Annotated in this window: 16 protein-coding genes; 6 read left to right on the forward strand and 10 right to left on the reverse strand. The window is 71.0% G+C overall.

Annotated elements, in window-relative coordinates; genetic code table 11:
* Positions 1-3 precede the first annotated feature (3 nt).
* Positions 4-936: a LysR family transcriptional regulator gene (locus tag ACIPY8_RS03940; RefSeq protein WP_400815182.1), complete on the reverse strand. Its 933-nt coding sequence runs from the start codon at positions 934-936 to the stop codon at positions 4-6.
* A gap of 72 nt (positions 937-1,008) precedes the next feature.
* On the opposite strand from ACIPY8_RS03940, the gene ACIPY8_RS03945 reads away from it, so the two are divergent.
* Positions 1,009-2,739, forward strand: a complete 1,731-nt coding sequence (locus ACIPY8_RS03945) for an L-aspartate oxidase (RefSeq protein WP_400815184.1) — start codon at positions 1,009-1,011, stop codon at positions 2,737-2,739.
* Positions 2,740-2,841: 102 nt separating this feature from the next.
* On the opposite strand, the gene ACIPY8_RS03950 is transcribed toward ACIPY8_RS03945, so the two are convergent.
* Positions 2,842-3,177 (reverse strand): hypothetical protein, encoded by a 336-nt coding sequence (locus tag ACIPY8_RS03950; protein WP_400815186.1) that lies wholly within the window; start codon positions 3,175-3,177, stop codon positions 2,842-2,844.
* 101 nt (positions 3,178-3,278) lie between these two features.
* On the opposite strand from ACIPY8_RS03950, the gene ACIPY8_RS03955 reads away from it, so the two are divergent.
* The 4 genes from ACIPY8_RS03955 (at position 3,279) to ACIPY8_RS03970 (ending at position 7,165) form a co-directional block, all read left to right on the forward strand.
* Positions 3,279-4,775, forward strand: coding sequence for an L-serine ammonia-lyase, iron-sulfur-dependent, subunit alpha (locus ACIPY8_RS03955; RefSeq protein WP_400815188.1), 1,497 nt, complete (start codon positions 3,279-3,281; stop codon positions 4,773-4,775).
* Between the two features lie 78 nt (positions 4,776-4,853).
* Positions 4,854-5,609, forward strand: coding sequence for an AAA family ATPase (locus ACIPY8_RS03960; protein ID WP_400815190.1), 756 nt, complete (start codon positions 4,854-4,856; stop codon positions 5,607-5,609).
* 48 nt (positions 5,610-5,657) lie between these two features.
* Positions 5,658-6,434: an ABC transporter ATP-binding protein gene (locus tag ACIPY8_RS03965; protein ID WP_400815192.1), complete on the forward strand. Its 777-nt coding sequence runs from the start codon at positions 5,658-5,660 to the stop codon at positions 6,432-6,434.
* A complete protein-coding gene (locus ACIPY8_RS03970) occupies positions 6,431-7,165 on the forward strand; it encodes an ABC transporter permease (RefSeq protein ID WP_400815195.1) in 735 nt (244 codons plus the stop codon). The genes ACIPY8_RS03965 and ACIPY8_RS03970 overlap by 4 nt, the downstream gene beginning before the upstream one ends.
* 21 nt (positions 7,166-7,186) lie before the next feature.
* On the opposite strand, the gene hrpB is transcribed toward ACIPY8_RS03970, so the two are convergent.
* From hrpB to ACIPY8_RS04010, 8 genes are all read right to left on the reverse strand, one after another.
* The gene (gene hrpB / locus ACIPY8_RS03975; protein ID WP_400815197.1) at positions 7,187-9,736 is read right to left on the reverse strand and encodes an ATP-dependent helicase HrpB; all 2,550 of its coding nucleotides are present in this window, start codon (positions 9,734-9,736) and stop codon (positions 7,187-7,189) included.
* A gap of 121 nt (positions 9,737-9,857) precedes the next feature.
* Positions 9,858-11,453, reverse strand: a complete 1,596-nt coding sequence (locus tag ACIPY8_RS03980; RefSeq protein WP_400815200.1) for an SPFH domain-containing protein — start codon at positions 11,451-11,453, stop codon at positions 9,858-9,860.
* 266 nt (positions 11,454-11,719) lie between these two features.
* Positions 11,720-12,148 (reverse strand): MarR family winged helix-turn-helix transcriptional regulator, encoded by a 429-nt coding sequence (locus ACIPY8_RS03985; protein ID WP_400815202.1) that lies wholly within the window; start codon positions 12,146-12,148, stop codon positions 11,720-11,722.
* A gap of 249 nt (positions 12,149-12,397) precedes the next feature.
* On the reverse strand, positions 12,398-13,174 hold the full coding sequence (locus ACIPY8_RS03990) for an SDR family NAD(P)-dependent oxidoreductase (RefSeq protein WP_400815204.1): 777 nt from the start codon (positions 13,172-13,174) through the stop codon (positions 12,398-12,400).
* 50 nt (positions 13,175-13,224) lie between these two features.
* Positions 13,225-14,937, reverse strand: a complete 1,713-nt coding sequence (locus ACIPY8_RS03995) for a dipeptide ABC transporter ATP-binding protein (protein ID WP_400815207.1) — start codon at positions 14,935-14,937, stop codon at positions 13,225-13,227.
* A gap of 1 nt (position 14,938) precedes the next feature.
* Entirely contained in the window at positions 14,939-15,805 is an 867-nt protein-coding gene (locus tag ACIPY8_RS04000) for an ABC transporter permease (protein WP_400815209.1), read from the reverse strand.
* Positions 15,802-16,821, reverse strand: a complete 1,020-nt coding sequence (locus tag ACIPY8_RS04005; protein ID WP_400815211.1) for an ABC transporter permease — start codon at positions 16,819-16,821, stop codon at positions 15,802-15,804. Before ACIPY8_RS04005 ends, ACIPY8_RS04000 begins: the two co-directional genes overlap by 4 nt.
* Positions 16,799-18,445, reverse strand: a complete 1,647-nt coding sequence (locus tag ACIPY8_RS04010; RefSeq protein WP_400815213.1) for an ABC transporter substrate-binding protein — start codon at positions 18,443-18,445, stop codon at positions 16,799-16,801. The genes ACIPY8_RS04005 and ACIPY8_RS04010 overlap by 23 nt, the downstream gene beginning before the upstream one ends.
* A 223-nt stretch (positions 18,446-18,668) precedes the next feature.
* Here ACIPY8_RS04010 and ACIPY8_RS04015 point away from each other — a divergent pair, with 223 nt between their 5' ends.
* Entirely contained in the window at positions 18,669-20,078 is a 1,410-nt protein-coding gene (locus ACIPY8_RS04015; protein WP_400815216.1) for an LLM class flavin-dependent oxidoreductase, read from the forward strand.
* The last annotated feature ends 18 nt before the right edge of the window (positions 20,079-20,096 follow it).

Genomic DNA, 20,096 nt, shown 5'->3' on the forward strand with positions numbered 1-20,096 from the left:
ACCTCAGTCCAGGAGGCTCGTGATGGCGGGGTCGCGTCGGGCGACCTCGGCCGCCGTCGCGACGATCACGTCACGCATGGCGGCCACCGCGGTGGCTGGGCTGACGTCGGCCCGGTGCGCGAGGCTCACCACGCGGGTCAGCGTCGGGTGGGTCAGCCGCACCGACCGCAACGCGGGCTGGTCGAGCAGCACCATCGCGGGGACGACGGCAACGCCGACGCCGCGTTCGACGAAGCGGAGGAGGGCGTCCATCTCCGCCCCCTCCAGCACGTGGTTCGGCGTGAGGCCCGCGGCGCGGAACGCGGCGTCCGTGGCGGCGCGCAGCTCGTAGGTCTCGTCGAGCGCGATGAGCGGCAGCGTGGCGAGGTGCGCGAGACCGATCGACGGCGTGACCGCGATCGGCGGCCGGGACGCGGCGGAGACGACCACGAGCTCCTCCGTGAGCAGCGGCATCCGGGTCAGGCTGAAGCCTGACGGGGGAGGGCCGTCGGACTCGGTGATGAGCGCGATGTCGACCGCGCCGACGCCGAGCTGGTCGACGAGGAGTCGCGATCCGCTCTCGATGAGGTGCAGGTCGACTCCCGGGTGCGCGGAGTGGAACGTGCTGAGAGCCTCCGCGACGAGGCTGGTGCACAGCGTCGGCGGGGCACCGAGGCGTACGCGGCCCCGGCGGAGTCCGGCGAGTTCGCCCATCTCCTCGCGGATCGCCTCGGCCTCGGCGAGCATCCGCTGTGCACGGGGGAGCATCGCCTCGCCGGCGGCCGTGAGGGCGATGTGTCCGCGGGCGCGATGGAAGAGCTCGACGCCGACCTCGCGCTCGAGCGTGGAGATCTGCCGGCTCAACGAGGGCTGGGCGAGATGGAGGTGCTCCGAGGCTCGTGTGAAGTGGCCCAGTCGGGCCACCTCGACGAAGCTGCGCAGCTGCTCCAGGTTCATGCTCGCAGTCTATCGAAACCAGTGAAACTATGCATTGGACGCTATAAGGATCACCTAACTAGCGTGGAGGGCATGAGTACACGCGAACGTCAGATCTCCACCACGGTCCTCGTCATCGGGACCGGCGGATCGGGCCTCCGGGCCGCGATCGAGGTGGCCGAGCACGGCATCGACGTCCTCGCCGTCGGCAAGCGCCCCCGACAGGATGCCCACACCTCGCTCGCCGCCGGCGGCATCAACGCCGCCCTCGGCACCATGGACGCCGAGGACAGCTGGCAGCAGCACGCCGCCGACACCATCAAGGAGAGCTACCTCCTCGCCAACCCGCACACGGTCGAGATCGTGACGCAGGGCGCGGAGCGCGGCATCCGTGATCTCGAGCGCTGGGGCATGGAGTTCGCCCGCGAGGACGACGGCCGCATCTCGCAGCGGTTCTTCGGCGCGCACACGTTCCGCCGCACGGCCTTCGCCGGCGACTACACCGGCCTCGAGATCCAGCGCACGCTCGTCGCCAAAGCCGAGCAGCTCGAGGTCCCGATCCTCGACAACGTCTACATCACGCGTCTCCTCGTGCGCGACAACGTCGTGTTCGGCGCGTACGGCTTCGACCAGGCCGACGGCACCCGCTACCTGATCCACGCCGACGCGGTGATCCTCGCCGCCGGCGGCCACAACCGCATCTGGCGACGCACCTCCTCGCGGCGTGACGAGAACACGGGCGACTCGTTCCGTCTCGCGGTCGAGGCCGGGGCGCGGCTGCGCGACCCCGAGCTCGTCCAGTTCCACCCGTCGGGCATCATCGAGCCCGAGAACGCCGCGGGCACGCTGATCTCCGAGGCGGCGCGCGGCGAGGGCGGCATCCTGCGCAACGCGCTCGGCGAGCGGTTCATGGACAAGTACGACCCCGAGCGCATGGAGCTGTCGACCCGGGACCGCGTCGCGCTCGCCGCATACACGGAGATCGCCGAGGGGCGAGGCACTGCGAACGGCGGCGTCTGGCTCGACGTCTCGCACCTGCCGCGCGAGACGATCATGACCCGCCTGCCGCGCGTCTACCAGACGATGATGGAGCTGCAGATGCTCGACATCACGACCGATCCCATCGAGATCGCCCCCACGGCGCACTACTCGATGGGCGGCGTATGGGTGCGCCCGGAGGACCACCAGACCGACGTCGACGGCCTGTACGCGATCGGCGAGGCGTCGAGCGGACTACACGGCGCCAACCGTCTCGGCGGCAACTCCCTCATCGAGCTGCTCGTCTACGGACGCATCGTCGGACAGGCGGCCATGGCGCACGCGGCCGGCCTCGACGCCCAGCGCCGCTCGGCGGATGCCGTCGCGCAGGCGCGCGCCGAGATCGACGATCTGCTCGCGGCCGACGGCCACGAGAACGTCCGCGCCCTGCAGCGCGCGATCCGCAACACCATGACCGAGCACGCGGGTGTCGTGCGCTCGGAGGAGGGCCTGCGCGCGGGTCTCGCGGACCTCGACATGATCGAGGGACGCCTGGAGGACATCGGCATCCATCCCGACATCGCGGGGTTCCAGGATCTCGCGCACGCCTTCGACCTCAAGGCGTCCGTGATCGCGGCGCGCGCGACGATGGAGGCCGCGCTGGAGCGTCGCGAGACCCGCGGGTGCCACAACCGCAGCGACTTCCCCGACACCGACCCGACCTTGCGCGTGAACCTCGTATGGAGCCCGCTCACGGGTGTGACCCGCGAGGAGATCCCGCCCGTGCCCGAGGAGATCGCCGAGCTCATGCGCGAGGTCGACACCGCCGGCAAGCTCGTCGAGTAGCCGCCCGAACCCGTTCCGGTCGCAGTCCGTGCCGTCGCCGCGCCCTCGGAGCGGCACGACCTGCGACCGGAGCGTGGACGACGGGGTGGGGTAGGAGCCGCCTCAGTCGTCCTGGTCCGTCTGCGGACCGTCGATGACCCCGATCCCGACCGCCTGATGGTCGGGCTCGGGGTCATCGCGCGTCGGGGCCTTGGGTTCCTCCCCGGGAGCCTTCTCGGTGCTGGGCTCCTCGAGCTGCTCGGTGCTCGGCACCTCCGACGGGTCGGCGCCCTCGGGAGACTCCGCCTGCTCCGGGGTGTCGGCGGTGTCCGCCGTGGCGTCATCGGTGTCCGGTGAACTCGCGGTGACCTCGCCGGCGTCTCCGGACGAGGGTGTCGGCGTGGGCGCCTGCGCCTCGGCGTCGGGGGCGGGCTGCTGGTCGGATGCGTTGGTCGACATGATGATCCCTCTCGCGTCGTGGAGCCTTCAGGATCCCGCCCGGGCACGCCGTCGGGAAGGGGCTTGACGACGGGGGCCCGCCGACGACGTACGCTTGACGGGTGACAGCGTACGTCTCGGCTTTCGACCTCTTCTCCATCGGAGTGGGACCCTCGAGCTCCCATACGGTCGGGCCGATGCGCGCGGCTCTCGAGTTCGCTCGGCGCCTCACCGCGACAGGCGTCCTCGATCGCGTCGCCCGCGTCTCGTGCACGCTCTACGGCTCGCTCGGCGCGACCGGCATCGGCCACGGGACACCGGATGCCGTGGTCGCGGGACTCCGTGGACTCGAACCCGAGACCTGCGATCCCGCCGACGTGCGCGCGGCGTGGACCGACTACCCGGTGGGCGCCCCGCTGCGCATCGACGGTACGCACGACGTGCCCTTCACGAAGGACGACATCGTCTTCGCGCCGCGCACGCGACTGCCCGGCCATCCGAACGCCATGACCGTCACGGCGACGGATGCCGAGGGAGCGGTCGTCGCGGAGGAGACCTACTACTCGGTGGGTGGGGGGTTCATCCGGCGCGACGGCGAGGACGCGAGGCTCGCGACCGCGGCGCTCCCGTACTCCTACGCGGACGCGGCCTCGCTGCTCGCGCTGTGCGACGAGCACGGTCTGTCGATCGCCGAGCTGGCGCGCCTCAACGAGACGGCGATGCGCCCGGAGGGCGAGGTCGCGGCCGGACTCGATGCCATCTGGGACGCGATGTCCGGCTGCGTCGACGCGGGGCTGCACTCCGACGGCGTGCTCCCCGGGATCCTGAAGGTGAAGCGCCGTGCGAGCGTGATCCGCGGTCAACTCGAGGAGACGGAGGCCGACGGCCACCGGGAGCTCCCGGGGGAGTGGCTGGGCGCTTTCGCGCTCGCCGTGAACGAGGAGAACGCGGCCGGCGGACGCGTCGTCACCGCTCCGACGAACGGTGCGGCCGGCATCCTCCCGGCGGTCGCGATGTACTGGTGGCGCTTCCTCGCCGACTCGGGCCTCGGCGCGGGCAACGCGGTCACGCCCTACGGCGAACTCGTCGGGAGCGCCCTGCTCGGCTTCGGCGCCGAGGCCTCGCTCGTCGCGGTCGGCGCGATCGAGGACCCCGACGCGGTCGCCGAGGCGAACCGTCGCCGCGGCATCCGGCGCTTCCTGCTCACCGCCACCGCGCTGGGGTCGCTGTTCAAGGCGAACGCGTCGATCTCGGGCGCCGAGGGCGGATGCCAGGCCGAGGTCGGGTCGGCATGCGCCATGGCCGCCGGCGGGCTGACCGCGGTGATGGGCGGCACGAATCGACAGATCGAGAACGCGGCCGAGATCGCGATGGAGCACCACCTGGGTCTCACGTGCGACCCGATCGGCGGTCTCGTGCAGATCCCGTGCATCGAGCGCAACGCGATCGCCGCATCCACCGCCGTCACGGCCGCACGGCTCGCGCTCCGCGGCGACGGCAGTCACTACGTGTCCCTGGACGCGGTTGTCGAGACCATGCGCCAGACGGGCATGGACATGTCGACCAAGTACAAGGAGACCAGCGAGGGCGGTCTCGCGGTCAACGTCATCGAGTGCTGAGTCCGCTGCAGGCGCGACTCGGGCATGCAGGTGAGCGGTGTCGGGCGGATGTCGGAGCGGGCGTCTAGCGTCGAGGGCATGGAGTCGATCTGGACGCCGGGCAGCAGACGCAAGCGCGAGCAGCCCATCGTGTCGGTGCGGGCGAGCGTGGACGCGCCGGAACCGGGGCGGCGCTGGCCGACCAGCATCCCGGCGGTCGCGCAGGTTCTCCGGGAGGGGATCGACCTCGCCCCGGGCGTGACGTTCCTGGTGGGGGAGAACGGGAGCGGCAAGTCCACGATCGTCGAGGGCATCGCGGGTGCCTACGGCCTGTCGCCCGAGGGAGGGTCGCGCAATGCGCGGCACAGTACGCGGCCCACGGAGTCGCCGCTCTCGGAGTGGCTGCGGCTGCAACGCGGCATCGGCGCGAACCGGTGGGGGTTCTTCCTGCGCGCCGAGACCATGCACTCGTTCTACACGTATCTCGAGGACAACCCCTCGACGAGCGGGCCCGACGTGCCGTTCCACGAGATGAGCCACGGGGAGTCCTTCCTCGCCCTGCTCGAGAGCCGCTTCGACGAGCCGGGGTTCTACTGCCTCGACGAGCCCGAGGCGGCACTGTCGTTCCAGTCGACGCTCGCGCTCATCGCCGTGCTGCAGCGCATCGTCGACGAGGGCGGTCAGGTGCTGTGCGCGACGCACTCGCCCGTGCTCGCCGCGCTGCCGGGAGCGAAGATCCTCGAGGTCGGCGAGTGGGGCATCCGCCCGGCCGACTGGCAGGATCTCGAGCTCGTGAACCACTGGCGGTCGTTCCTGCAGGATCCGCCCCGCTACCTCCGACACCTCCTGGACTGACCGCGCGTCCTGTTGACCGAATGACGGCGTCGGGAGGATAGTCGTCGCATGACGAGTGCGTCGGCGGTGGAGGTCGCCGGGCTGCGGGTACGGCGGGGCAGGACCGCCGTGTTCGACGGGCTCGACCTCACGATCCCGCGCGGCCAGATCACCGGGCTGCTCGGTCCCTCAGGGTGCGGCAAGACGACGCTCATGAGGTCGATCGTGGGCGTTCAACGCATCACCGGCGGCACGGTGACGGTGCTCGGCGAACCGGGCGGATCACCGGGACTGAGACACCGCGTCGCGTACGGAACGCAGGGCGCGGCGGTGTACGGCGATCTCACGGTGCGGCAGAACCTCGCGTACTTCGCCTCGGTGCTGAAGGCGCCGAAGGGCGACGTCGACCGGGTGATCGACGAGGTCGGGTTGCGTGGTCAGGCGGGACAGCTCGTGGACTCGCTGAGCGGCGGGCAGAAGACGCGCATCTCGCTCGGCGCGGCGCTCGTCGGGTCGCCGGAGCTGATCGTGCTCGACGAGCCGACCGTGGGCCTCGACCCGGTGCTGCGCGTGGAGCTGTGGGATCTGTTCCGCGGGCTCGCCGAACGCGGCGTGACCATGATCGTCTCGAGTCACGTCATGGATGAGGCCCTGCGCTGCGACCGCCTGCTGCTCATGCGCGCCGGTCGGATCATCGCCGACACGACGCCGACCGATCTCCTGCACGACACCGGGACGACCGAGCCGGATGCCGCCTTCCTCGCCCTGATCGACCGCGACGCCTCGGAGCAGGCGGCGACGGCTCCCCCGACGACACGGCGATCACGCCGGGAGACCGGACGATGAACGGCCGGCGGATGTTCGCGACGGCCGCACGCGTGCTCGGTCAGCTGCGACACGACCCACGGTCGATCGCGCTCATGCTCGTCGCGCCGAGCCTGCTGGTCGGCCTGTTCGCGTGGCTGTTCAGCGATCAGGACGGAGTGTTCGATCGCTACGGCGGCGCCATCCTCGCCCTGTTCCCGTTCATCGTCATGTTCCTCATCACCTCGATCACGACCCTGCGCGAACGGCGCTCCGGCACGCTGGAGCGACTCATGACGACGCCGCTCGGCAAGGCCGACTTCATCCTGGGATACGCGCTCGCGTTCGGACTCATGGCGCTGCTGCAGGCCGTGATCACCGTGTCGTTCGCGGTCGGGGTGTGCGGTCTGACCGTGGACGGGGAGCTGTGGCAGCTCGGCCTCGTCGCCGTCGTCGACGCGCTGCTCGGCACGGCGCTCGGCCTGCTCGCGAGCGCCTTCGCGCAGACCGAGTTCCAGGCGGTTCAGTTCATGCCGCTGCTCGTGTTCCCGCAGATCATCCTCGGCGGACTGTTCATGCCGCGCGACCAGATGCCCGACGTCCTGCACGCGATCTCCGACTGGCTGCCGCTCAGTTACGCGATCGACACGATCAACGCGGTGACCGCCGGCGACGACGGATGGGACGTCTACCGCCCGCTGCTCGTCGTCGCGGCGTTCGGCGTCGGCGCGCTCGTGCTGGCGTCGCTCACCCTCCGCCGCCGCACGGCCTGAGCGGGGGTGCGCCGGGTGGGATCAGCGTCCCGCCCGGTTCTTCGTATGCCGGGTCGGTGCTGCGGTCCACGGATCCTCCGGCCACGGATGCTTGGGGTAGCGCCCGCGCATCTCCGCCCTCACCTGCGCATACGGGCCCGACCAGAAGGAGGCGAGGTCGTCGGTCACGGCGAGCGGCCGACCGGCGGGGGACAGCAGATGGAACAGCACCGGCACGCGCCCGTCGACCAGGCGCGGCGTCTCTGCCCAGCCGAAGCACTCCTGCAGCTTGACGGCCACCACGGGGCGGGCGGCGTCGTCGACTGCAGGGTAGTCGATGCGGACGCGCGACCCGCTCGGCACCTCGAGCCGCTCGGGTACGAGCTCGTCGAGGCGGGCGGCCTCCGGCCACGGCAGCAGGCGCCGCAGTGCGGAGGTCAGGTCGATCCGGGCCGCAGGGGTGCCCGACGCCAGGGCGTCGAGCTCGGGCGCGAGCCACGCGTCGAGGGCATCGAGAAGTCCGGCCTCCGACACGTCCGGCCACGGCGACCCGAGCTCGCGCCGCAGCAGCGCGAGTCGACGCCGCAGGGCGTCCGCGGAGTCCGACCAGGTGAACACGCCGAGGCCGTCGCGCCGGAGCGCCCGGAGCACGGCATCCCGGCCCTCGTCCACCGAGGCGCGCACCGGCGCGGACGACGACAGGATCGCTCCGATCCGCCGCTCCCGTCGCGCCTGCACGCGCCCGGCGGTGAACTCCGCCTCGACGCGGTCGGTCCGCAGGTGGTTCGCGGCGCGCTCCATCTGCGTCTCGGTGAGCGCGGCGGCGGCGCGGATCACGGCTCCGGAACCTGCGGCCGCGCGCCCCGAGGCCCGCGTGACGTCGGCGACCGCGATCCACTCCGTCGCCGCCAGTGGTCCGCGCATCCCCGCGCGCGTGCCGGAGGCGAGCAGGAACGTCGCGCCCTCGGCCGTGCGCTCGACGCGCTGGGCGATCCGTTCGGGGAAGGCCAGCGCGATGACGAGGCCGACGCCGTCGAGGTCGGAGCGGATGCCGGGCGTCGCGTCCACCAGACGCTCGAGGCGTTCGGCATCCGACCGCCAGCGCCGTGCTTCCGGCGTCCGTCCGTCGCGCAGGGCGACGAGGGCTCGCGCCGCATCCGCCTCGGCGATCCGGACGTCTCCGCCCAGCAGCGCGACGACCTCGGCGGCGAGGCGCGCACCCACGAGCGGGGCGCCGTCGCGGAGCGCGCGGGCGAGACGCGGATCGGCCGGGATGCGGGAGAGCGCCCGCCCCTCGGCGGTGGCGCGGTTCTCGTCGTCGATCGCGCCGAGACCGCGGAGCACCGTGAGCGCCTCGGCCAGACTGTCGGCGGGAGGGCGGTCGATCAGCCGCAGCCCCGCACCGCCCGGCGCGCCCCAGCAGGCGAGCAGCAGCGCGGCATCCGTGAGGTCCGCCACCGCGATTTCGGGGGCCGGACGCGCGGGAGCGGCCGCAAACGTGCGCTCGTCGACGCAGCGGATCACCGTGCCCGGACCCTGACGCGTCGCGCGTCCGGCGCGTTGCACGCACGAGGAGCGGGGCGCTGCGGTCGTGACGAGACCGGACATCCCGCGGGCCGCATCGCGTTGCGGATGCCGGGAGAGACAGGAGTCCACGACGAGTCGCACCCCCGGGACCGTGAGCGAGGACTCCGCGAGCGACGTCGTCACGATGATGCGCGGCGGGTCGGTCGGGCGACGACCGCGGATGACGGCATCCTGCTCGGCCGCGGAAAGCTGGCCGTGCAGCTCGCGGACGTCGAACGACGTGTCGAGGGTCCGAAGGCGTCGGGCGATCTCCGCGACCTCGCGGGCACCGGGGGCGAAGACCAGCGCGTCCGCTGCGGCGTCATCCCGCGTCAGATCACGAGCGGCGGAGGCGGCGGTACGGGCGACGTGGTCGAGGAAGTCCCGCGTCACGCCGCGTTCGTCGAGGCGCGGCGCATCGCCCGGAGCCCAGCGCTCCGTCAGCGGGAACGCCGGGACCTCGTGGTCGACGATCGGCGCGGGGGCGTCATCGTCGCCGAGGACGGCTGCGATCCGCGCGGCGTCGAGCGTCGCGGACATCGCCACGAGCACGAGGTCATCGCGCAGCTCCCGCACCTCCGAGAGGAGGCCGATCAGAAGGTCGGTCTCCAGCGCGCGCTCGTGAACCTCGTCGATGATCACGGCATCCACGCCGTCGAGGCCGGGGTCGTCGAGCATCCGCCGGAGCAGCACCCCCGCCGTGACGAACTCGACCCGGGTCGTCGGACCGACCGCGCGCTCGCCGCGGACCGTGAACCCCACTCGATCGCCGAGCGACGAGCCATCGAGCTGGGCGAGGCGCCGCGCGGCGGCACGGGCGGCGACGCGCCGCGGCTGGGTCACGATCACCCGGCCGGTCGACCGTGCGGCGAGCAACGGCGGAACGAGCGTCGTCTTTCCCGTCCCGGGCGGAGCGCTCACGACGAGGGACGTGCGGGAGTCGAGCGCCGTGGACACCTCCGGAAGCGCCGCCGCGAACGACAGGCCGGCGCCGATCCGGGTGAGGTCGAAGGCGACGGACGTCATCCCTCCAGTCTGCCGGGTCTCGTCCGCCGACGGCGTCGGCCCCAAGAGCGCCACGGGCCCGAGCACGGAACAGCGGATGCCGCGACCCGGTCGGGCCGCGGCATCCGCTGTGCTGTCGTGCCTACTCCGCGGCAGCCGCCGGCGGGGCGGGCGGCGGAGGCGTGGTCGGCTTCGGCTGGCGCTTCGCGGCGGGAGCGGATGCCGCGGCGACACCCTCGCCGATGCCGCGGCCGACGGCCTGGCCCTGGATGATCGACGCCAGGTCGAGTCCCGTGGCGGAGCTCACGCTGTCGAACACCGACTTCAGAGCCTTGGCGCTGTCGGCGCCGACGAGGTCGGAGGCTCCGTCGCCGGAACCGCCGATGATCGACACGCTGCCGATCGTCGAGTAGCCCTTCGCGAACTCGGCCATGATCGACGGCAGCGTCTCCAGCACGCGCTGCGACAGGAACGCGTCCTGGTTCGACGCGATGGCCTTCGCCTCGGCCTCGACGGCCGCGGCGCGGGCCTCTCCCTCGGCGCGGATAGCGTCGGCCTCGGCGTTGGCGCGCAGGCGGCGGGCCTCGGACTCGGCCTCGGCCTGGGCGCGCAGCGCATCGGCCTCACCGGTGGCACGGGCGATCGCCGCGGCGGCTTCACCGTCGGCCTTCGCCTTGTCGGCCTGGGCCTGCTGCTCGGCGATGCGGGTGCGGGCCTCGGCCTGCTTGACCTGCTCGATCGCGGCGGCCTCTGCGGCGCGCTCACGCGTGTACAGCTCGGCCTGGGCGCGGGTCTCGGCCTCGTACCGCTGTGCGTCGGCGACGCGCTTGACGTCGGCGTCGAGCTGAGCCTGCCGGTTCTCGGCCTGCTGCTGCAGAACGGCCTGCTCGGCCTGGGCACGCGCGAGCTGTTCGGCCTGCTCGGCCTCGGCGCGCGCACGACCGATGCCGGCGTTGGCGTTGGCGGTGTTCGTGTCGAGAGCGGTCTGCTCGACCAGGTTGGCTTCCTGGTTGGCGATGTTCTTCTGGTTGATCGCACGGTCGGCGTTGGTCTGCGAGATCTCCGCGGACTGACGCTTCGCCTGGATCTCCGGAGCACCGAGCGACTGGATGTAGCCGACCTTGTCGGTGATGCCCTTGATCTGGAAGGAGTCGAGGATCAGGCCCTGCTCGGCGAGCTCCTGCGAGACGTCGGCGGCGATCTGGTCGGAGAACTTCTTGCGCTCGCGCATGAGCTCGACGACCGAGAGGGTGGCCACGATGCCGCGGAGCGCACCCTCGAGCTGCTCGGTGGTGAACTGCTCGATGGCCTTGTCCTGCGAGGCGAAGCGCTCGGCGGCGCGGCGCACGAGGATCGGGTCGGAGCCGATCTTGACGATCGCGACGCCGTCGACGTTCAGCGTCACGCTGTCGAGCGACTGGGCCTCCGCGTTGAGCGACACCTGACGCGAACGCAGCGAGATGATCTCGTGACGCTGCGTGATCGGGTTGACGAGCGACTTGCCGTTCACGATCACGGTGACGGGCGACTCCGACATCTCGTCGCGGGTCGTGCCGTCGGCGCCGATGACGGCGCGAGCGACCTTCTGCTTGCGACCCGAGATGACGAGGGCCTCGTCGGCTCGGGCGACCTTGATCCAGCTGCGCGCGAAGAGCAGCAGGATCAGCAGCAGGACGATGACGGCTACAGCGGCGATGCCGACGATGATCAAGATGCCGACGATTCCGGCGATCTCCATGGATGACCTCCCTGGTTCCCCCCGAGGGGGTGGTCTGCGGTCACGGCGCGATATGCCGGGACTCGGTTCCACCCTGCCAGAAACCCGAGGATGCCGTCGCGGGGAGGATTCCCCTGGGGAGGGTTCGTGGTCGGTGAGGGGTCGGGCGGAGAACTCCCTATCAGGCGGAGAGCTCCCGCGCGTGACTCCGCCCGACGGGGAGAACTCCGCCAGACGGGGCAGCGGGGCGGCGAGGCGGGGATGCGGGAGACCGGGATGCGGTCGCGTCAGCGGTCGCGGAGCTTCTGCGCGAGATCGCGCAGCGTGCGCAGCTCCTCGTCGTCGAGGCGCGACATCCGTGCGGCGATCGAACGGCCGTGCACGGTCGCGACGCTGCGGAACGCCCGCGCCCCGGCATCCGTCGCCCGGATCAGCGCACCGCGTCCGTCGTCGGGGTCGGGGCACTTCGACACGAGGCCGCGGGTGACCATGCGGTCGACGAGGCGCGAGACGCTCGGCTGACTGATGAGCATGTTGGCCGTGACGTCGCGCAGACGGGCCGACATGTCGGGGGAGCGGGTGACCGTGAGGAGCACGTCGTACTCGGCCTGTCCGAGGTCGGAGTGATCGAAGTCGGTGTTCATCTCGGTGAACAGCTCGTGCTGCGCGCGGAACAGGCTCTCCCAGGCCTCGAGGGCGAGCTTGCGATCGGTCATGGGAAAAGAGTACGGCAACAAGTAAGGGCCGGTCGGAGAGGCTCCCGACCGGCCCTTGTCCCTTGCACCAAGAGTTGTCCTGCAATCACATGAGGTGGATGCCACAGCAAACATTCACCGTGCGATCACTCTATAACGGCGAGGTAACGAATGCAACGGTTTGATCACGGACTACTTCATCGTTGATTGGTCACGGATGACGCGAGCGCTCTCACGGTTCGGATGGCGCGGGATCGAGAACGGTCCCGCCTACGCCGGAGAGGAGAGCTTCACTGTGCGGCCGCCGTCGAGCACGATGGTCTCGCCCGTCAGGAACCCCGCGCCGTCCCCGGCCAGGAACACCGCGAGGTCTCCGACGTCGGTCGGTCGGCCGATGCGTCCCGCAGGATGCAGGTTCAGAAGACGGGCGTTCGCAGTTTCGACGTCGCCGAACGACTCGAGATAGGTGTCGCTGAGGTCGGAGGAGATCCATCCGGGGGCGATCGCGTTGATGCGAATGCCGTCCGCCCCGAGGTCCACGGCCATCGCGCGCGTGAGTCCGTGGATCGCGCCCTTGGAGGCGGAGTACGCGATGTGGCCCGGATTGGAGAAGAGGCCCTCGGTCGAGCCGATGTTGACGATCGCGCCCCCTCCGCGCGCGCGGAGATGAGGAAGTGCGGCCTTCGCGAGGAAAACCGGGGTCGTGACGTTCAACGCCATCATGCGCTGCCAGTCATCGAGGGTCAGGTCGTCGAGGTCGCGCTCGAACATGATGCCGGCGTTGTTGACGACGACGTCGAGTCCGCCGAATCGCTCGACCGTGCGGGCCACCACCTCGGGCAGCACGTCCGGGTCGGCGAGGTCGGCGGCGATCGCGAGCACGTCGTCGTGCGCGGCCAGGTGGTCGTCCAGCGGCGAGCGCTGTGCGATGGCGACACGCGCCCCCGCGGCCAGGAACCGATCGACGATCCCGCGTCCGATCCCCTTTCCACCGCCCGTGATGATCGCGATCTTCTCGGTCAGTGCCTGGGGTGCTCGTTCGCTCATGCTCATGTGACCCGGAACGCGGTGGTGCGCACGGATGTTCCGACCCGTACTCAGCGCTGCGCCCCGGCCTCGCCTCCCGCGCCGACGTCGAGCCTCGGCAGCGACTGCAGCAGCTCCTGCGTGTACGGGTGCTCGGGGTCGCGGAAGATCCGCTCGGCGTCGCCCTCTTCGACGACGACGCCGTCCTTCATGACGAGCACGCGGTCGCTGAGGTGGTGGATCACGCCGAGGTCGTGCGAGATGAAGAGGTAACTGAGGCCGTATTCGTCCTGCAGGTCGACGAGCAGGTCGAGCACCTGCGCCTGCACCGACACGTCGAGCGCCGACACGGCCTCGTCGAGCACGAGGATCTCGGGAGAGGTGGCGAGGGCCCGGGCGATCGCGATGCGCTGCCGCTGTCCTCCCGAGAGCCGCAGCGGGAAGCGCTCGCGCACGGAGGCGGGCAGCGCGACCTGCGCGAGGAGGTCGACGACGCGCTGCTCGCGCTCCCTCTTCGTGAGCCCGGCATCGGCGGGGATCGCATCGAGCAGGATCCGCTCGGTGTTCCAGCGCGGGTCGAACGAGCTCAGCGGGTCCTGGTAGACGACGCCGATGCGGCGACGCAGCGGGCGGCGCTTGGCCTCGGAGACGTCGGACCAGGGCTGGCCCAGCAGTCGCACCTCGCCCTCGTCGGCGTGCTCCAGCGCGAGGGCGATGCGGGCGGTCGTGCTCTTGCCCGACCCGGACTCCCCGACGATGCCGAGCGTCTCGCCGCGGTGCAGCGTGAACGACACGTGGTCCACCGCGGTGCTGTGGCGCCCGTCGGGAGAGACGAAGCGCTTCACGAGGTCGCGAGCCTCGAGCACGGGTTCGCCGCGCTCTCCGGAGCTCTCCCGGGCGAGGTGCAGGTTCGGCACCGTGCTCTCCTGCGGAGCGAGGCGCTCGCCGCGGGTGTGCCCGCTCGGCACGGCGTCGACGAGACTCTGCGTGTACGGATGCTGCGGATCGCGGAGCACCTGCGCCGCGGATCCCTGCTCGACGACCTCGCCCCCGCGCATCACGAGGATGTCGTCGGCGAGCTGCGCCACCACCGACAGGTCGTGGCTGATGAGGATGATCGACGCCCCGCGGACCTTCGCGTCCTCCAGCAACGACAGCACCTGCGCCTGCACCGTGACGTCGAGCGCGGTGGTGGGCTCGTCGGCGATGATCACCTCGGGGTCGAGGGCGATCGCCGAGGCGATGAGCGCACGCTGGCGCAGGCCACCAGACAGCTCGCCCGGTCGCTGCCGGGCGCGGAGCCCGGGCTGCGGCACGTCGACGCTCGCGAGCAGCTCGACCGCCTTCCGGCGCCGTGCCGTGCGGTCGCGCCAGCCGTGCAGCCGCAGTGCCTCCTCGATCTCCTTCCCGACGGGGCGCAGCGGGTCGAGCGACACGAGGGCGTCCTGCTGGATGAAGCCGATGCGCCGTCCGCGGATGCGGCGCCACGAGCGGTCGGTCTGCGCGGTGAGGTCGACGCCGTGGAGCGAGATCTCTTCGGCATCCACGACCGCGCCCTGACCGGTGAGCCCTGCGAGCGTGCGTGCCGTGACGCTCTTGCCCGATCCGGACTCGCCGACGATCGCGACGCAGCGGCCGGCGGCGAGCGTGAACGACACGTCGCGGACGACGCGGCGGGTCTCGCCGTCACGCGCGAAGCCGACGTTCAGGTCGCGCACGGTCAGTCGCGGCTCATCGGAGCCGGTCGGAGGTGAAGACGGTGCGGTCAGTTCTGCGACGCTCATGTCAGCGTCCCTTCTCGAGACTGTTCTGGATGCTCTTGCCGATCGTCGTGGCCGTCAGCGCGAGCACGAGGATGACGAGGCCGGGGATGAAGGTGAGCCACGGCGCCTGCAGGATGTTCACGCGTCCGGCATCCAGCAGCGCACCCCACTCCGACGAGGGCGGCGCGACGCCGAGTCCGAGGAACGAGAGCCCGGAGGCCCAGACGATGGACTGCCCGATCGCCATCGTGAACACGGCGACGAGGGGGCGGATCGCATTCGGCAGGATGTGGCGTCCGAGGATGCGCCACCATCCGTGGCCCAGCGCGCGGGCGGCCTCGACGTACCCCGCGTCCTTGGCCGAGAGGATCTGGCCGCGCACCATCCGGGCGTACCCCGGCGCGGTGCTCACCCCGACGGCGACGACCTGCGTCCACGGCGACGGACCGAGGATCGAGACGAGCAGCAGGGCCAGCAGCAGGTTCGGGAATGCGAAGACGACCTCGATCGCGCGGTTCACGATCGTCGCCGTCACGCGGTCGCCGAGCGCCGCGAGGGAGCCGAGCACGAGCGCCGCGACGAGGGCGATCCCGGCCGCGCCGATGCCGATGAGCAGGGACTCCCTGGTGCCGTGCACGACGCGGCTGTACAGGTCGCGCCCGGCCTCGTCGGTGCCGAACCAGTGGGCGAGCGACGGCCCCTGCAGAGCGTCGGCGAAGCCCTGCGCCGTGGGACTGTGCGTCGCCAGCACGGTCGGCGCGACGGCGGCGATCGCGAAGAGCACCGCGAGCACGATCGAGACGGCCAGCGACCAGCTCACCCGTACGCGGCGACGAGCGCGCGGCTGCGCGGGAGCAGGGGCGAGGGACGGGGCGGATGCGATGGTCATGACGTCCTCAACCTCGGGTCGATCAGTGTGTAGACGACGTCGACCAGCAGGTTGGCGACGACGTAGAGGACCGCGACGAACACGACGATGCCGGTCACGACGGGGAGGTCCTGCGCTCCGACCGCCGCCACGAGGGTCTTGCCGATGCCCGGCCGCGAGTAGATCTGCTCGACGATCACGGCCCCGGAGACGGTCGCACCGAGCGCCCAGCCGGTGAGGGTGACGGCGGGAATCGACCCGTGCCGCAGCACGTGACGCAGGCGGATGCCGAGATCGCCCATGCCCCGCATCCGTGCGCTGAGCACGAACGGCTGATCGAGTGCGCGCTCGTATTCGGCCCGCACCGACTGGCCCATGAACCCGGCGAGCGGGATCGCGAGGGTGAGAGCGGGGAGCACGATGCCGTTCACGCCGCTGCCGCCCATGACCGGGAACCAGCGCAGCGTGAGGGCGAAGACCAGGAGCAGGAGGATGCCGAGCCAGTACGGCGGCAGTGCGGACGTCACGGTGTCGACGGCCGAGCCGAGAGCCCGCACGCGAGGCCCGCGTCCGGCCGTGAGCGTCACCCACAGGACCATGAGCACCCAGGCGAGCAGGATGCCGGTGACCGTGAGCACGAGCGTCGATCCGAGCTGCTCGCCGATCAGATCCCACACCGGACGGAACTGCTGATACGAGGTGCCGAGATCGCCGCGCAGCAGCCCGCCGATGTAGTTCAGGTACTGCACGAGCAGCGGGTGGTCGAGTCCGTAGGCGTCGACGATCGGGGCGAGCTCGGCCGGGGTGCGCTCCTGGGCCTGACCCGTGCGGATGTTGAGGATCGCGGTCGCCCGATCGCCCGGGAGCGCGGTCTGCGCCAGGAATGCGGCCGTGGCGGCACCCCACAGCACCACCAGCGCGCCGCCGACGCTCGACGCCACCCGGCGCAGACGTCGGAGCGTGCGTCGCGAGGCCTCCGGTCGACCGGAGCCGATCCGGTCTACCGCGAGCGCCTCACTCGACGAAGTAGGCGTCATAGAACGTCGGTCCTCCCTGTGCGTGCTCCTGCCAGACGTCGCGCAGTCGCGGGTTCACACCGAGCGTGCTCAGCCGGTCGTACAGACCGAAGGCGAGCGCGTGGTCGGCGATGTACTCCTGGGCCTGCCCGTACAGCGCGTTCTGCGCGTCGACGTCCGACTCGGAGTTCGCGGCGAGGATGATCGCCTCGAGTGCGGGATCGTCGTAGAAGGCGCTGTTCGAGAAGTTCGGATCGTCCTCGGTGCTCGGGCGCCAGTTGATGTAGAGGATGCCGGCGTTCACCGACGTCCAGTAGCCCGCCGAGATGTCGTAGGCGTCGCGCCCGGCGTAGGTCCCCGCCCAGGTCTCGGACGGCGGCACCGGGATCAGGTCGACCTTGAATCCGGTGGCCTTCGCCTGCTCCTGCACGGCCTGGAAGATCGACGCGCCGTCGGCGTTGATGATCGTGCCCGCGTTGTACGGGAACACGACCTCGAGGGTCTTGCCGTCCTTGGTGCGGTATCCGTCGTCGTCGCGCTCGGTCCAGCCGGCCTCGTCGAGCAGACGGTTCGCCTCGTCGGCGTCGTAGGCGTACCAGTCGGCCGCCTTCTCGCTGTACCCCGGCGTCGCTCGGCTCACGCCGCCGTTGCCCTCGTAGGGGATCACGCCGTGCCCGATTGTCTCGACGATGCTCTCGCGGTCGAGGCTGTAGACGAAGGCCTTGCGGAGGTTCTCGTCCGAGAACGGCTCGCGCGTCGTGTTGAACGACACCTGCTGCGGACGCCCGGGCGTCACGTACTTCTGCAGGTCGTACTGCTCGCCCTCGAGTCCGTCCCATTCGATCGCCGGGATGTCGTAGATCGCGTCGGCCTCGCCCGAGCGCAGTGCCGACACGCGCGTGACGCCGTCGGCGACGAAGCGCCAGTCGACCTTCTCGACGTATGCGGGACCGGTGTGCTTCGCGTTCTCGGGCCACGACGTGTAGTCGTCGTTGCGCGTGAGGATGACGTTCTCGCCGCGGTTCCACTTCTCGACGACGAACGCCCCCGAGCCGATGGGCTGCTCGCAGTTCTCCTCGTCGGTGCGGGTCTCGAGCGCCTCCTGCGACTGGATGCCGAAGTACCCCTGCGTGAGATTCTCGACGAAGCGCGCATAGGGACGCGCCAGGTGCACCGCGACGGTGAGGTCGTCGACCGCCTCGGCCGACTCGTAGTAGCCGCCGAGCCACACGGCCGCGGTGCTGTTGCCGCCGGCGACCCAGTAATCGAAGTTGTAGGCCACGGCCTCGGCATCCACCGGGGTGCCGTCGGTGAACTCGACGCCGTCCTTGAGAGTCAGCGTGTAGGTGCGGCCGTCATCGCTCACGGCCCAGTCCTCGGCGAGCCACGGCACGACCTCGCCGTCCTCGGTGAGGGAGAACAGGTTGTCGAGGAACTGGTAGGAGATGTACGCCTGCTCGATCCAGCCGCCGAACAGGCACTGAGGCTCCTGCTGGTGCGCGTAGACGATCGTGCCGCCGTCGACGCGCTCGGCGTCGGCGGCCGGCTGCGCGACGGCGCCGCCGCTGCAGGCGGACAGCGCGAGGGCGACGACGGCCGCGGCGGCGGTCGCCGTCAGCGCTCGACGGGTCCTGGATGCGTTCATGGGGCTCGGGTGCCTTTCGTCGGGAGGTCTCGCGGCGCACGGTGGCCGCATGGGATGAGATCCTTCCGAGCAGGAGCACGGTTCACACGCCGCGCGTCACGGGGAGCAGTGCGACGTCACACGGCGTCATCCCGCCTCATGCAGCGTCATCGGATGCCGCGAGGGCGGCGGTGCACGGGAGGATCGGCGATGGCGCGCCCGTGCCGCGGAAGGAGCCCCAGCCATGACGGATCCCAAGAGACTGATCCTCAACCTCTTCGAGATGAACTGCGTGAGCCACATCACGCACGGCCTGTGGCGGCTCCCCGGCAACCGGCGCACCGCGTTCACCGACATCGAGTACTGGACCGAGCTCGCGCAGCTGCTCGAGGCCGGCGGGTTCGACGCGGTGTTCCTCGCCGACGTGATCGGCGCCTACGACGTCTTCCGCGGCGGACCGGAGACCGCGATCCGCGAGGGCCTGCAGATCCCCAGCAACGACCCCATGCTCGTGGTGCCGGCGATGGCAGCGGTCACGCAGCACCTGGGCTTCGGCATCACGTTCTCCACCACCTACGAGCCGCCGTTCTCGTTCGCGCGGCGGATGTCGACCCTCGACCACCTCACGAAGGGGCGGGTGGGCTGGAACATCGTCACCTCGTACCTGCCGAACGCCGCCCGCAATTTCGGTCTCGAGGGCGAGGTCGACCACGACACCCGCTACGAGATCGCCGACGAATACCTCGAGGTGCTCTACAAACTGTGGGAGGGCTCGTGGGACGACGACGCGATCGTCGAGGATCGCGAGGGCGGCGTGTACGCCGACCCCGAGAAGATCCGGTACATCAACCACCGCGGGCCGCGGTACTCCGTGGCGGGTCCCCACCTGTCGTCGCCGTCGCGACAGCGCACGCCTTTCCTCATCCAGGCCACGCAGTCGTCGCGCGGCATCGAGTTCGCCGGCCGTCACGCCGAGCTGATCTTCACCGGCGGGCGCTCGTTCGAGCAGGTGAGCGGCACGATCGCGAAGATCCGCGATGAGCTCGAGCGGCAGGGACGGGCGCGCGACGACATCAAGTTCGTCGTGGGTGCGACGGTGATCGTCGCCCCCACCCGCGAGGAGGCCGAGGCCAAGCTCGCCGAGTACGACCGGTACGCGAGCATCGACGGGGTGCTCGCCCACGCGAGCCTGCCGTTCGACCCGACCGCGCACCCGGGTGACATCACGGTCGGTGAAGCCCTGCGCCGGGAGGGGCGCGGCGACGACCTCACGGCAGCGTTCCTGCCGCAGGAGCAGACGATCGCCGAGTTCCTGGCCACCTTCTCCGGGTTCCACCGCAAGCCGTTCATGGCGGTCGGCTCGCCCGCCGAGGTCGCCGACGAGATCGAGTCGTGGCTCGACGAGCACGACATCGACGGCATCAACCTCGTGCAGTACCACTCCTACGACACGGCCCGGGACTTCATCGAGTACGCGGTGCCCGAGCTGCGTCGCCGAGGTCGCCTGCGCGACGCCTACGTAACGGGGGAGACGCTGCGTGAGCGCGTGCACGGCGTCGGCCCGCGCGTCGCCGACACGCATCCCGCCGCGCGCTTCCGCGGTGGCGAGGGTCTCGACGAGGAGGCGATCCTCTCGGGGCGCGCCGCCGTGTGATGCGCGGCCGGGCGCAGC

This window comes from Microbacterium sp. NPDC089696, from assembly GCF_044749125.1.
Classification (GTDB): Bacteria; Actinomycetota; Actinomycetes; order Actinomycetales; family Microbacteriaceae; genus Microbacterium.

Bases quoted from the DNA above. Each gene is read 5' to 3' on its own strand.
- ACIPY8_RS03940 (WP_400815182.1), bottom strand. From the start codon at position 936: ATGAACCTGGAGCAGCTGCGCAGCTTCGTCGAGGTGGCCCGACTGGGC.
- ACIPY8_RS03945 (WP_400815184.1), top strand. From the start codon at position 1,009: ATGAGTACACGCGAACGTCAGATCTCCACCACGGTCCTCGTCATCGGG.
- ACIPY8_RS03950 (WP_400815186.1), bottom strand. From the start codon at position 3,177: ATGTCGACCAACGCATCCGACCAGCAGCCCGCCCCCGACGCCGAGGCG.
- ACIPY8_RS03960 (WP_400815190.1), top strand. From the start codon at position 4,854: ATGGAGTCGATCTGGACGCCGGGCAGCAGACGCAAGCGCGAGCAGCCC.
- ACIPY8_RS03965 (WP_400815192.1), top strand. From the start codon at position 5,658: ATGACGAGTGCGTCGGCGGTGGAGGTCGCCGGGCTGCGGGTACGGCGG.
- ACIPY8_RS03970 (WP_400815195.1), top strand. From the start codon at position 6,431: ATGAACGGCCGGCGGATGTTCGCGACGGCCGCACGCGTGCTCGGTCAG.
- hrpB (WP_400815197.1), bottom strand. From the start codon at position 9,736: ATGACGTCCGTCGCCTTCGACCTCACCCGGATCGGCGCCGGCCTGTCG.
- ACIPY8_RS03980 (WP_400815200.1), bottom strand. From the start codon at position 11,453: ATGGAGATCGCCGGAATCGTCGGCATCTTGATCATCGTCGGCATCGCC.
- ACIPY8_RS03985 (WP_400815202.1), bottom strand. From the start codon at position 12,148: ATGACCGATCGCAAGCTCGCCCTCGAGGCCTGGGAGAGCCTGTTCCGC.
- ACIPY8_RS03990 (WP_400815204.1), bottom strand. From the start codon at position 13,174: ATGAGCGAACGAGCACCCCAGGCACTGACCGAGAAGATCGCGATCATC.
- ACIPY8_RS03995 (WP_400815207.1), bottom strand. From the start codon at position 14,937: ATGAGCGTCGCAGAACTGACCGCACCGTCTTCACCTCCGACCGGCTCC.
- ACIPY8_RS04000 (WP_400815209.1), bottom strand. From the start codon at position 15,805: ATGACCATCGCATCCGCCCCGTCCCTCGCCCCTGCTCCCGCGCAGCCG.
- ACIPY8_RS04005 (WP_400815211.1), bottom strand. From the start codon at position 16,821: ATGACGCCTACTTCGTCGAGTGAGGCGCTCGCGGTAGACCGGATCGGC.
- ACIPY8_RS04010 (WP_400815213.1), bottom strand. From the start codon at position 18,445: ATGAACGCATCCAGGACCCGTCGAGCGCTGACGGCGACCGCCGCCGCG.
- ACIPY8_RS04015 (WP_400815216.1), top strand. From the start codon at position 18,669: ATGACGGATCCCAAGAGACTGATCCTCAACCTCTTCGAGATGAACTGC.